Here is a 13,446-nt window from a genome sequence, read left to right on the forward strand (position 1 = left end):
AGAAACGTCAGGGTTTCTTTGTCTTTTTCTCTCTTTATTGATTATAGGATGAGTGTCCCCCCCATTCCCATTACCAGGCATAAGGATAGAAATAGTGCATCCATGAAAGTGACGCGAAAGGTGTTTGCGTAAGTTCGCTTGGCTTCGCTGTCAAAACCTCTTGAAAGCATGGCAGTCGCCAATAATTCAGACCAACGAATCGATTTGACCAATAAAGGGATCAGCATTTTAAATGAAAACGGATTGACCGAGATTCCTCTGGAACGCATGCTATTACGTATATTCTGATACTCTGCTGGAATAATGGGAGCAATTTGAAACGCAGCCAGTAGACCGTAGGCAAAAACGGCAGGCAGACGCAGCTGTTGCTGCAGTGAATAAATCAATTCATTGATCGTGGTGGATACACTGAAGGAGCTTCCTAGAATGCCAAAGCAATAGATACGGCTTGCTATATCAAGACCATAGCGAATAGCTGCTGCAGAGGAAGGACCGCCTTGATTGCCTTGGTAATAAAGGAGTCCAGTGAAAAAGACTCCTATAGCTGCCAGTGTCAATGCAGAAAAGAGCAAAAGACTTTTTTTCAAGGAGCGTTCGTTTACAGTAATACCAAAGAACAGGACCGAGAGCAGCAGGTTTAATCTGAAATTATTTTGAAAAGAAACCAGTAAGGCGAGTCCTAAAATGGCGAATAATTTGACTGTTGGATTTAGCGTGCGCATCAGCATCCTCCTTTTCATAAAGATTAAAATCAATGATTTGGGAGCAGAACTGTTGCAATAATAAGATATCATGGCTAACGATCAAAACTAACGTGCCAGTGGTTGCTTTTTCGGCTAATAGCTGCATGATCTGCCAAGCTTGTTTGATATCTTGACCATAGGTCGGTTCGTCCACGAGCAGCAAGTCGACCGGGCGTTGCAGTAAAGAGGCAACAGCCAAGCGCCGTTGCTGTCCTTGACTCAGTCGAAAAGGAGACTGAGTGCTCTTATTTTGCAGGCGCAATTTTGCTAGTAGCTTTTCGCTCTCGGTCGAGGCGCTACCTTGGCTAAGCTCTTGGGCAACGGTGGCGGCCAAAAATTGGTCTTGCGGATTTTGCATGATCCAACTGATGGAGCGAAAAGGTGACGGATGCTTCTTGATTGGTTGACCTGCCAAGAGAATATCCCCTTTGTAGGCATGCTGCTGCAAAATAGCTTTTAAAAACGAAGATTTGCCACTGCCGCTGCGTCCAGTGATCCCAATCAGCGTGCCTCCATCAAATGCAAAATTGGGAAAAACAATCTCATGGTTGCGGATCGGTAATCGGAATTGCTGAAAAGATAGCCGTTTTTTGTTAGAAGACGACTTGATTTTTGCAAGCGGCAGTGTCTTTCGCATGTGTTGATCAAGGTCACGGATCGCTGCTTGATCGATCGTTCTGAAATCTTCTTCAATCAATAGCCACTCATCGACCCAGTTAGCAGTCTCTTTGATTTGATGGTCGATCAATAAAATACCAATGGCTTTCTTTTGTTGAATGCGCTGCAGTTTTCGGATGACTTTTTTGCTGGTGTCCGTATCCAAATTCGCAAAGGGCTCATCCAAAAGCAAGTATTGGCTTTCTAGGATCAAACAGCAAGCCAATGCGGCTAACTGTTTTTCACCCCCAGACAAGGTCGTGAAAGGTTGATCTGCAAGATGAGTGATCTCGCAAAATGCCAAAGCGTCAGCCACTTTGTTTGGCATGTCTTCTTGGGGAATACATTGATTCTCTAAACAGAAAAGCAGCTCTTCTCGAGGTGTTGCCATACAAAACTGCATATCAGGATTTTGAAACAATAAGCTGACGGACGTGCTTCTTTCCCCGATGGAGAGTTGGCTCATCGTTTGGCCGTCAATCGTATATGTTCCTCCCTCAAAACCTTTCTCGTTGAGTCCTGCTAAAAGATAGAAAAGGGTGCTTTTCCCTGATCCTGAAGCACCATAAATTCCCTTTGTTTCACCAGGGGCCAAAGACAGAGTCAATTCAAGTCGCTTTTGATCCACCAAAAAACAGCCGTTTTTTACTAACAGACTCATACGATTTCCCGTTGGACAGTGATCGTTTGATCGTTAGCGATAGGGTAACTGTTGAGGACTCCCATTCGTGCCAGATGGTCACAGACGATCTTCACCAAAAAGGCTGAAAAGAACAAAGAAGAAAGCAAGCGAATAAGAAAGATCGCCAACAGCAACTGCCATTGCAAGTCAACGAAATTTGATCGAAGAATCCCCCAAAGAAAACTCGTGATCGTGGCGCCCACAGCTCCTGTGATCAAAGGAAACCAGCCATAGCGGCGGTAGCGGCCTAATGCAAAGCCGGCCTCGGTTCCAATCCCTTGTACAAAACCACTAATAAAAATAATAGGTCCATAAAAATTCCCCATAAACACTTCTAAAAGAGCCGCAATCATTTCAGTGATCGTAGCTGCCCCCGGCTTACGTAGCACATATCCGGCAAAAGCTGCCGCCATGAACCAAACACCAAAGATAAACTCATTGGCTAAGACAGATAAACCAAAGGGGGTTAGAAGTGTCCCTAATAGCAATCCGAAATGGACAGCCCCAAGATAGATCACGCCAAAAATCAACGAAGCGATCCCTACCATAATCACATCTTTCAACGCCCACTTAGTCATGTGGCATCGCCTCCTTTTTTGAAGGGCTATTGACTGAAACCGTCGCTTCCAGAACATAGTGGGGGAGATGGTCATGGGCATAAGCTAATGCGGCTTCAAAATAAGCAAAGAGTTGACTTGCTGATCCTGTCAGCATCGTTACATAGTGAACGGAACGAGGGCTCAAGCCATGAGTTTCTGCCAGCTGGACGATCGTGGCGATTTCTTCCATATAATGATTTTCGCCAAATACATAAAACGAATATTTGCAATCAACCAAAAAGTCACCATTCGCAAGGTTCTTTCCTTTATTGGGTTGCGCCTGTTCGCCATTCAAAAACGTGTCCCCTGCAGTGTCCCCGGGGCAGCCCTTGGAAAAGGTAAACTCACCCACGAGGTGTGTCTTGGATTCGTAGGCGTTGATAAATAGCGCTGCTGCTGCGTCTAGGACACTGGGCGCTTCCCCACGAAAAAGGGTGCTAAACAGGTCGGTTTGCTGCCAAACAGCACTCGTATTCGTTTTTTCGATACTTGTTAAAATTTGTTGCGCGAAATGGTCTTTCATTGGGTACAAGCTCACCCGGCACCCCGTGATATCGATTCCATCTTTTGCACAGACGATTGGTTTATTTGACATTTTTCTCTTCTCCTCTCGATTGTTTTTCTGTCTACAAAAAAAGCGTTCCTCCTTTTTCTATCCACACGTAGACAGAAAAAATGGGAACGCGAAAAATCATGCGCTGCCACTTCCCTACGTTGGTACTAACCAAATCAGGTTCTAAGGGACCAGACATACGTCTATCTCAGCATAAAGCGCCCCTAGTGGATAATCTTCTATTCAATTACCCCTCGAGTGTAGCATAGGAGGCGACAAAGGACAATAGATAGTGACTTTTGCAAATCGCTCGATTCCGACGAATCAAAGGAGTTACTTAGCGATCCTTCCGTGATATCAGCAGTGGTACATATGAAGGTTTTTACATATAAAAAAACATCTAAAAAAGAAGTTGACAGGATTCAAATAGTTGTGTAAAGTATAAAACCGATGGTAAAACGTAAACGTTACGTTTTGTTTTTGTAAATCGTAATTGATTTATCAACGTTTTTCCAAAGGGAAGAAAAAGAGGAAAATAAAAAGGAGTGTATTTTCAAAAATGAAGAAGTTTTTTAAAATAACTATGTTATCTGCTGTGGCCCTGACTTTGGCTGCTTGTGGACAAGGAGGATCTGATGCGACCGAGCAATCAGGAAACGCATCATCTGAGAATGAACAAATTCAGGTCATGGCTACGTTTTATCCGATGTATGATTTTACTCGTCAAGTTGTAGGGGATGAAGGGAAGGTTGAATTATTGATGCCCGCGGGCACTGATTCCCACGATTATGAACCTTCTGCAAAGGACATGGCAAAGATCCAAGATGCGGATGTCTTTGTCTACAACAATGAAAATATGGAAATGTGGGTTCCTTCGATTGAAGCCACATTAAATGATGGAGACGTGACAGTGGTCAAAGCCACCGAAGGAATGGTCCTGTTACCCGGTGACGATGATCACGACCACGATCATGACCATGATCATGGCGATGATGGTCATTCTCATGAATTAGATCCCCATGTCTGGTTAGCCCCAAGCTTAGCCATGAAACAAGTAGAGGCGATCCGTGACCAGCTGAGTGAGGCTTATCCAGCGAAAGCGGCAGCCTTTGCTGAAAATGCGGCGAATTATTTGGCACAGTTACAAGACCTCCATGAATCATATGAAGAAGCGTTCAGCAATCCAGCGCAAAATCATTTCGTGACCCAACACGCTGCTTTTGGTTATTTAGCTTTGGAGTATGGGCTAACGCAAGTGCCGATCTCAGGTCTTTCACCAAGTGAAGAGCCTTCCGCTTCACGAATCGCAGAACTAAAAGAGTTCGTCCAAGAAACAGGCATTCAAACGATCTATTTTGAAGAAAACGCCAAAGACAGCATTGCCCGAACGTTAGCGTCAGAAGCAGGTGTCGAATTGGCTGTTTTGAATCCATTAGAAGGGTTGACCCAAGAACAGATGGACAACGGGGAAGACTACATTTCGATTATGGAACAAAACCGTGATGCTTTGAGAAAAACCACCGATGTTGCAAATGACAAAGAAATGGCTGAAGCTGAAAAAGAAAAAACAGTTTATAACGGCTATTTTGAGGATGCCGACGTACAAGACCGTGCTTTATCTGACTGGGCAGGAGATTGGCAATCCGTTTATCCATTTTTACAAGACGGAACACTGGACCAAGTGTTTGATTATAAAGCAAAAATGGACAAGAAAATGACGGCTGACGAATACAAAGAATATTACACGACTGGTTATCAAACAGATGTTGCTCAGATCAAGATCACAGACAACACAATGACATTTATTTTCGATGATGGTACCGAGAAAGAAGCAAATTATGTGTATTCTGGCAAAGAGATCTTGAACTACTCAGCTGGCAATCGTGGTGTGCGCTTCTTATTTGAAAGCACCGATGAAGATGCGGCATTCAAATATATCCAATTTAGTGACCATATGATCGCTCCTGGCGCATCCCATCATTTCCATATCTACTTTGGTAACGAGAGTCATGAAGCGTTACTAGAGGAAATGGAACATTGGCCGACCTATTATCCAACAGGGATGAGCGGATTAGAAATTGCACAGGAAATGCTCTCCCATTAAAAAAAAGATTGACAATCCTCGCTCTTTTCGTCAAAGTAAACTTGATAGGAAGGAGCGAGAATTTTTTTGGAAAAAACATTGAAGAAATTAGCGAAAGTGATTGACCGCATGATGGATCACGTTGATTTGTATGGCGGACCAAGTGTGGTTAGTGACGACGATCTTGAACACTACTTAGATCCTGTTTTTTACTTGATCTTTTGCGCGGAAACAGATGGTGGCATGACTAAATTAAAAGACAAAGTCTTTGTCGAATCGGTGTATACCGAAATGCTGCCTCAAGAAGTACCGTACAGTTTAAATTTTCTTCCGTTTGCCAAAACAGCCATTGAAGACTTTTATTACTGCATGTATAAAGAAAAGCATATCACCAAATCACAATACCAAGAAATCGCCTTTGTATTGGCTGAAAAACAACCTATCTTTTTCGCACGGATGTCCAAACCCCAGTTTTGGTCAGCTGAAAAGAAAGAAGCGATGTTAGCGATGATTCAAGACACCGATCCTGAAGAACATGAACTATTGCCCATTGATGACCCGCGTATTGCTACAATCTCGCCAAAAATCGTCCCGTTTCCAACGAAACATACGGCTTTTGATGACACGGCGGATACGCCGGTCGCCTATCAAGTCCGTATTGATTTAGAAGGATACCGTCCGCCAATTTGGCGTCGTTTGATCATTCCTGCAGGAGTGACCTATGAGCAGTTGCATATGTTGATCCAGATTGCCTTTGAGTGGATGAATCAACATTTGTACTTGTTTATTGCCGGTTCGAAATCGATCGGCTTAGGCAATTCCGTTCCAACCGATGCGTCCGGTATTGACCAAGATTTTCAATACTGTAAGTCCATGACCTACATTTATGATATGGGGGCAGATTGGACGCATAAAATTAAAATTGAAAAAGTGTTGACCGCAGAAGATCACCCAGATCCCGTCGTTCCGGTTTGTATCAAAGCTGTTGGCGATGTCCCGATCGAAGATGCCTTTGATGATGATATGCGAGAACCACTGGATCGTGAGATCATCAATGAAGTCTTACTCGATTATTGGGAAACTGGAGAATATGTTTAGCTAGTAGCTAGAAATTGTCCGTAATTTTATAAGAATCAAACAACAAAACCACCAGACCGTAACGATTCTGGTGGTTTTTTAGCAGTTTCCTGTCAAAGTCGTTTCTTGATATATTCTGTCATCGGTTTGGTGTAACTTGAGAAATCTGTTGGTTGAGTGTGCGTATTATTAATCCGATTGGCTAGCAGATAACCAATATAAGGCCCGGTCGTTAACCCAGAAGAACCAAGTCCACTGGCGGCGAACAAATTTGCTTCATCAGGCACTTCCCCAAAGAAAGGTGCAAAATCAGAGGTGTAAGCACGTGTGCCGACTCGCATAGTCATTGGCGTTGCAAAGAGTGCTTCGGGGTCTTCAAGAAAAGCACCGATTCCTGTCATCAATTGCTGTTTGGCAGCTTCCGTAGGCGTTAAATCCCAACCCGCATCGTTTTCATGGGTGGCTCCTAGTAAAATTTGACCATTAGAGAAGGGAATCAAGTCACCTTCACCCTCTAACATGGCGACCGGCCAACTGTTTGTCGGCAGGTTGGTGGCAAAGGAAAGCAACTGACCTTTTTGTGGACGGATATCGACCTGATAACCTAAAGGTGATAATAAGTCTAGCAATCCCGGTCCAGCTGTCAGGCAAAGAATCTCGGTTTCAAGAAAGTGATCCTTGGTTTTGATTTGCCAATGGTTGTCCTTTCTGACTACCTCAGCTTTTTCTTCAATAAAAGTCACTTGCTGCTGCTGAGCGTTTGCTTTTAAGTGGGCAAGATAAGCCTGACCATCTAAGCGGCCACCGCCTGTGATTCGTAAAGACGGCATTTCTTTTAGTAACGGCAATGCCTCTTTGGTTTGTGGGCCCGTCAGTAAGTCGATTTTGCCGATTTCTGGTGCCGCTTTACGTCGATTTTCAGCTAATTCTGCCAGTTCTTGAAGCGCCTTTTCTGGTCGCACCACCAAAGTGCCACAGGGGGCATAGATGGATTCATCTAAAGCAAAATCCCGTACCAATTTCGGGAAGAAAGCGGCGCCGTCTTGTGCTAACTGGTACCATTTTTTATTGCGCCGTTTGGATAGCCAAGGGGAAATGATGCCAGCGCTGGCAGATGTTGCTTGACCGATGAGGGAATCAATGACAGTCACGTCAAATTTGGTTTTATCAAGATAATTGGCGAGGGTCAAACCGATGATCCCACCGCCGATAATCATAACTTTTTTCATAGTAGAAGACTCCTTTGGTTGATTTCATTGAAAAGCGAATAAAAAGCGAAAGTTCTCTTAATGCCGTTTTCTTTGCGTACTTAATTGCGTATAATAAGGAAATGGAAAAGAGGGTATTATGCAAACTATTCAAACAGTCTTAAAAGAACATTTTGGCTATTCACAGTTTCGTGAAGGTCAAGAGACGATTATTCAATCTATTTTAACACAACAAAATGTTTTGGGGATCATGCCCACAGGTGGAGGGAAATCCATTTGTTATCAATTGCCAGCGCTTTTGTTGGATGGAGTGACCTTGGTCATCTCCCCTTTGATTTCATTAATGAAAGACCAAGTAGATAGCCTCGTTGATATGGGGATCCCAGCAGCTTATATCAATTCTTCCTTGACAGGGGCACAGATCAACCAGCGCTTGCAAGAAGCACGCCAAGGGCGGATCAAACTGCTGTATGTTTCGCCAGAACGCTTAGACTCAGAATCTTTCCGCTACTCATTGCGGCAGATGCCGATCGCTTTATTGGCCGTTGATGAAGCCCACTGTATTTCCCAATGGGGCCATGATTTTCGCCCGAGCTATCTGCGACTCGCCGAAACGATCGAAAACTGGGAGCAAAAGCCAACGATTGTTGCCCTTACGGCGACAGCTACACCTAAAGTTGCCGAAGACATTGAAAACTTACTTTCAATTCCTGCTGAAAATCAAGTCAAGACCGGGTTTGCTCGGGAAAATTTGGCTTTTCAAGTTGTCAAAGATCAAAAAGATACCTACATTACGACGTATTTGAAAATGAACCAAGGACAATCAGGTATCATTTATGCCAGCACCCGCAAAGAAGTGGAACGGATCTATCAGCTGTTGAAACATGAACATGTTTCTGTCGGGTATTACCATGGCGGACTTTCAGAAGAAGAGCGCTCCTTTTTCCAAGAAGAATTTCTTTATGACCGCCTGCAAGTGATGGTAGCGACCAATGCATTCGGGATGGGAATCAACAAAAGCAACGTCCGCTTTGTGATCCATGCCCAGATACCTGGAAATTTGGAATCTTATTATCAAGAAGCAGGGCGTGCCGGACGAGACGGAGAACCCAGTGATGCGATCTTACTATATGCTCCGCAAGACATGCAGATTCAGCAATTTTTTATCGATCAATCCGAATCAGATATTCTTTATCGCCAAAACGAATACTTGAAGTTGCGGGAGATGAGCCAATACGGACATACTCAGCTGTGTTTGCAACGCTATATTTTGCGTTATTTCGGAGAAGATGGACCCGATTGCGGTCGTTGCAGCAATTGTCTCGATGAAAGAGAACAAGTGGATATCACCGTGGATACACAAAAAGTGTTGTCATGTGTGAAACGAATGGGCGAACGCTTCGGGAAAGCCTTGGTGGGGAAAGTGCTGACTGGCTCAGGCGATCAAAAAGTCAAACAGTGGGGCTTTGAAAAATTACCGACTTATGGATTAATGAAAGATTGGTCCCAAAAGGAAGTCACTCAGCTGATCGATTACTTGACAGCCTCCGGGTACCTTTTGCCGTCCGAAGGGCAATACCCTTTGTTAAGTGTGACAAATGCCGGTATCGATGTATTGCTTGGAAAAGCGAAAGTTTATCGAAAACAAACCAAAGTCAAACAGTTAGTGGTTGATGATGAACTATTCGATCAACTGCGCACCTTACGATTGAATCTCGCACAAGAACAAAACTTGCCACCGTATGTCGTCTTTTCTGATAAGACCCTGCGAGAATTAGCAGAAGTGCAACCAAAAACACCAATCGAATTTTTACAGATCAAAGGTGTCGGGCAAAACAAATTGGATAAATATGGCGATGCCTTTCTTACCTTGCTTTCGGACTACCGAGGGAAGGTAAGCGACTAAAACAAACGGCTTCCTCAGAGATAAAATGCAGAATAACAAAGAAAAGGAGTAAAAATCATGATTGCGATTCGACTGGCGGTAGCAACAGATGAAGACTTCTGGCTTTCATTGGATACCCATTTGCCAAAGGAACGATTCTTCAAAAAGGTAGCTGAACAAACGGCTTATGTCTTGATCGATAATGGACAGCCAATTGGGTTGTTACGCTATAATTTTTTCTGGGATACGATTCCTTTTTGTACGATGCTAGTAATCGCCGAATCCCATCAAGGTAGGGGATTTGGGAAGTGTTTGGTCGATCACTGGGAACAACAGCAAAAAGAAGCAGGGCATGCTCTTTGTATGACGTCCACACAAGTCGATGAAAATGCCCAGCATTTCTATCGAAAATTAGGGTATCAAGATGCCGGCGGTTTGCTTTTGAATTCTCCCGGATTTGTACAACCGATGGAATTATTTCTTGTGAAACAGTTGTGATGTTTTTGCTAGCTTGTGGTACATTGATAGGAGAATGAGAAAATAGGAGCGTTTACTATGTCTTTTTTTGGAAAAATCGATTTCAATGAGTTATCAGAGACCGATCGTGCGATTTATCATTATATGTCGAGCCAAAGTGATAAGATTCCCTATATGCGGGTCCGTGAGATCGCGCTTGAATCCCACACCTCAGCTTCTTCGGTTATGCGCTTTATCCGTAAATTAGGGTATGAGAGCTTTACAGAATTTCGTACCCAGTTCAAAGCACCTGAGTTAGAGGCGGTCAGTTTTTTTAGCAGTATGACCGTTTTGGATCCGGAACGCTTCCCGCGAGACATCGAAGGAAAAATCCGGCGAATCGCTGAAAGAATGCTGGTATGTGAGAATATTATATTTTATGGCATCGGTGCGTCAGGTTCAATGTGTGAATATGCTGCTCGCCGTTTTGCTACGATCGGATTTAATAGTTATGCTTTGGTGGATAATACCTATCCAATCTTTGCGAAGCTGAAACATACTTCAGACAATATGATCGTTGTCCTTTCAATTACTGGAACGACCACTGAGATCATTGAAGTGGTCAATGGCTTTCGTAACAATCCTGACTTCACCACGGTAGCGATCACCAGTGATGCCAACAGCACCTTGGGACGGATGTCCGATTACGTCTTGGACTATTCGGTTGATGTAAAACGCATCAACAAATATGAAGATTTGACGACACAAATTCCTTGCCTTTTCTTAGTGGAAGCGTTGTCGGAGACGGTTCGTCAGTTTTCTTTAACAGCAGAAGAATAGGGAACGGATTTTTTGTATGTTTAATCATAAATCAACAAACAGCTTCATTCCATCAAAAGGAAGTTCCTTTGTTGGGATGATCCGGCTGTTTGTTTTTTTATTAGAAACGTGGACGAGACAATGACGAATGTATCAGGAGATTTGGTGCTATACATATTTGTGGTACACCTTGTACCATGATGATGATTTTTCCTTTCTACGAAGAGTTGCACCAAAGTATAAAAACAATCTATTTTTGAAAACGTTTTTAATTATACTGAATGAAAGGAATAGAAACCTTTTTGCTTCTGTCGAGAAGGCGCAAATCAGGCAATTTCGACAAGCAAAAGAAGAGAGCCCAATGATTGGAGAGAAGAATAGTGGAAACCGTAAAACTAAAAAAACTGATTGACCGAATGACCGTAGCTGAAAAAGTGGGCCAATTGGTTCAACTAACGCCAGATTTTTTTGCACAAGGAGGAGAAATCACCGGCCCGATGCAGCAATGGCAAATGAGCGAAGAACAATTAGGGACGATTGGTTCAGTGTTGGGAACCCATACTGCTGAACAAGTCTACACGATCCAAACGTCTTATCTAGAGAAAAGTCGGTTAAAAATGCCCCTTATTTTTATGGCAGACGTTATCCATGGATATGAAACGATTTTCCCAATTCCTCTTGCTTTGGCATCCTCCTTTGATGCGCAATTAGTGGAAGAAGTCGCAAAAGCCTCGGCAAAGGAAGCGGCAGAAGCGGGTATCCATGTCACGTTTTCACCAATGGCGGATCATGTCAAAGATCCGCGCTGGGGAAGGGTTTTAGAGAGTAATGGAGAAGATCCGACCTTATCTGCGGTGCTGACGGCTGCTTATGTACGAGGGTATCAAGGAACTGCTTCCCTTGCAGAAAATAAACAGCGAATTGCTGCTTGTGTCAAACACTTTGTCGGCTATGGCGCTGCAGAAGGTGGGCGGGATTATCATACGGTCGATTTGTCTGATCTTGAGCTTTACCAAAATTATCTGCCCGCTTTTCAGGCAGCAATTGAAGCTGGTGCAGAATTGGTCATGACTTCTTTTAACACGATCCATGGTGTGCCAGCTACAGCCAATCAACCATTGCTGCAGGATGTATTACGAGAAAAGCTTGGGTTCGATGGCTTGATCATCTCAGATTGGGCAGCTGTGGCTGAATTGATGGCCCATCGTGTGGCTGCTGATCGAACGGAAGCAGCGAAAAAAGCCTTTACTGCAGGTGTCGAAATGGATATGATGAGTGATTGCTATTTAAATGCACTAGAACAAATCATTGATGCAGATCCTGCTATGAATGAGCAGTTGAATAAGGCGGTTTTTCATGTGTTACATTTAAAGAACAAGCTAGGCCTGTTTGAAGACCCTTATAGAGGGTTAACACCGGAAAACTTAGCACCTAGACTCCTAAAAGAAACCCGTCTGCTTTCACGAGAAGCAGCAAAGAAAACAACAGTCCTTTTGAAAAATCAAGCATTATTGCCTTTACAGAAAAAACAAAAAGTGGCGCTGATCGGTCCAAAAGCAGATTCAAAGGATCTTTTAGGGGCTTGGTCGTGGATCGGGAAACAGGAAGAGGCAGTTTCATTAGCCAAAGGTCTTTCTCAAAAAGAGATTGACCTCACTATCTTGCCTTATCCTGATGGGAAAGTTTTGACGGCAGCCTATATTGAGGAAGCGTGTAGATTAGCAGAACAATCTGAAGTCGTTTTGTTGGCTCTGGGGGAAACCAGTGAGGAAGCGGGGGAAGCGGCAAGTTTGACCAAACTTTCTCTATCAAGAAATCAAGAAGCATTAGTTGCAGCAGTTAGTCAGGTCAATCCTAAGATCGCAACGATTCTTTTCTGTGGCAGACCATTGGTTTTGTCCGCCATCGAGCCTCTTTGTCAAGCCATCATGATTGCTTGGTTCCCTGGATCAGAAGGCGGTAATGCGTTGGCAGATTTGTTGATGGGCGAGTCTGAACCGCAAGGACGTTTAGCTATGAGTTTTCCTCGAGCAGAAGGCCAATTACCGATGACCTATGCTCAACTCTCTACAGGTCGGCCATTGACAGAAGAGAATAGTGATCAAAAATATATTTCGCGCTATATGGATGAAAAAAACGATCCTCTCTTTTCTTTTGGCGCAGGAATAGGTTATGGACAATGCAAGATTAGCAAGACACAAATCGTTCACCCTGATGAAAAAAATAAACCATTTGAGATCATTTGTACGCTGAAAAATGAGGGAGACAGTCCTCATACCACAACACTTCAATTGTATAGCAGAGACGATGTTACTGAAGTGGCACGACCGATGAGAGAATTAAAGCAATGGCAAAAAATCAATCTTGCTGCTGCTGAAGAAACGCAGCATTCCTTCTATGTTACACCAGAGGATTTTGCTTATGTTCATTCCGATTTCTCGACAAAAAGTGATCCTGGTACGATTTCTTTATACCTTGGCTTTGCTGCTGCCTCAGCGAAGTTGATTGGTACGCTCACGATTTAAAAGCCTTTCGAGGCTTTTTTTGTAGGTACAACTTGTACCATGATGGCACAGGTTTCAAGGTGCTGGTACATGCGCCAACTAGTTCTAGAACCATTGTGGGTGAAAACGTTTTTATATATAGTTGGTTTATCGGATGACCAATCTTAGAGTGGTCGTTGA

At 43.6% G+C, this 13,446-nt stretch carries 11 protein-coding genes and 1 riboswitch; of the genes, 6 read left to right on the plus strand and 5 right to left on the minus strand.

Annotated elements, in window-relative coordinates; genetic code table 11:
* Positions 1–41 precede the first annotated feature (41 nt).
* Genes IGI78_RS06770 through IGI78_RS06785 form a run of 4 tightly spaced genes read right to left on the minus strand, consistent with a single transcriptional unit; the run spans position 42 to position 3,276 of the window.
* Positions 42–722, minus strand: coding sequence for an energy-coupling factor transporter transmembrane component T (locus IGI78_RS06770; RefSeq protein WP_195265760.1), 681 nt, complete (start codon positions 720–722; stop codon positions 42–44).
* On the minus strand, positions 649–2,061 hold the full coding sequence (locus tag IGI78_RS06775; protein WP_195265761.1) for an ABC transporter ATP-binding protein: 1,413 nt from the start codon (positions 2,059–2,061) through the stop codon (positions 649–651). The genes IGI78_RS06770 and IGI78_RS06775 overlap by 74 nt, the downstream gene beginning before the upstream one ends.
* Entirely contained in the window at positions 2,058–2,660 is a 603-nt protein-coding gene (locus IGI78_RS06780; RefSeq protein ID WP_195265762.1) for an ECF transporter S component, read from the minus strand. The genes IGI78_RS06775 and IGI78_RS06780 overlap by 4 nt, the downstream gene beginning before the upstream one ends.
* The gene (locus IGI78_RS06785; RefSeq protein WP_195265763.1) at positions 2,653–3,276 is read right to left on the minus strand and encodes a YkoF family thiamine/hydroxymethylpyrimidine-binding protein; all 624 of its coding nucleotides are present in this window, start codon (positions 3,274–3,276) and stop codon (positions 2,653–2,655) included. Before IGI78_RS06785 ends, IGI78_RS06780 begins: the two co-directional genes overlap by 8 nt.
* 94 nt (positions 3,277–3,370) lie before the next feature.
* Positions 3,371–3,470: riboswitch (TPP riboswitch) on the minus strand.
* Positions 3,471–3,793: 323 nt separating this feature from the next.
* Here IGI78_RS06785 and IGI78_RS06790 point away from each other — a divergent pair.
* Positions 3,794–5,338 carry a metal ABC transporter solute-binding protein, Zn/Mn family gene (locus tag IGI78_RS06790; RefSeq protein WP_195265764.1) on the plus strand — a complete coding sequence of 515 codons (1,545 nt, stop codon included), beginning with the start codon at positions 3,794–3,796 and terminating at the stop codon, positions 5,336–5,338.
* A gap of 66 nt (positions 5,339–5,404) precedes the next feature.
* Positions 5,405–6,415, plus strand: coding sequence for a plasmid pRiA4b ORF-3 family protein (locus tag IGI78_RS06795; protein WP_077453853.1), 1,011 nt, complete (start codon positions 5,405–5,407; stop codon positions 6,413–6,415).
* Positions 6,416–6,507: 92 nt separating this feature from the next.
* On the opposite strand, the gene IGI78_RS06800 is transcribed toward IGI78_RS06795, so the two are convergent.
* The gene (locus IGI78_RS06800) at positions 6,508–7,623 is read right to left on the minus strand and encodes an NAD(P)/FAD-dependent oxidoreductase (protein ID WP_194195393.1); all 1,116 of its coding nucleotides are present in this window, start codon (positions 7,621–7,623) and stop codon (positions 6,508–6,510) included.
* Between the two features lie 118 nt (positions 7,624–7,741).
* Between IGI78_RS06800 and recQ the strand changes: the two genes are divergently transcribed.
* The 4 genes from recQ to IGI78_RS06820 all read left to right on the plus strand — a co-directional run bounded on the left by recQ (position 7,742) and on the right by IGI78_RS06820 (position 13,287).
* Entirely contained in the window at positions 7,742–9,508 is a 1,767-nt protein-coding gene (gene recQ / locus IGI78_RS06805; protein ID WP_086292624.1) for a DNA helicase RecQ, read from the plus strand.
* 57 nt (positions 9,509–9,565) lie between these two features.
* Complete coding sequence (locus IGI78_RS06810) at positions 9,566–9,985, plus strand: GNAT family N-acetyltransferase (RefSeq protein ID WP_195265766.1); 420 nt, start codon at positions 9,566–9,568, stop codon at positions 9,983–9,985.
* Positions 9,986–10,042: 57 nt separating this feature from the next.
* Positions 10,043–10,783, plus strand: a complete 741-nt coding sequence (locus tag IGI78_RS06815; protein ID WP_081118493.1) for a MurR/RpiR family transcriptional regulator — start codon at positions 10,043–10,045, stop codon at positions 10,781–10,783.
* Positions 10,784–11,142: 359 nt separating this feature from the next.
* Positions 11,143–13,287 carry a glycoside hydrolase family 3 N-terminal domain-containing protein gene (locus IGI78_RS06820; protein WP_195265767.1) on the plus strand — a complete coding sequence of 715 codons (2,145 nt, stop codon included), beginning with the start codon at positions 11,143–11,145 and terminating at the stop codon, positions 13,285–13,287.
* Positions 13,288–13,446: the final 159 nt, after the last annotated feature.

It is taken from the genome of Enterococcus sp. DIV1767 (assembly GCF_050542585.1).
Lineage (GTDB): Bacteria > Bacillota > Bacilli > Lactobacillales > Enterococcaceae > Enterococcus_D > Enterococcus_D innesii.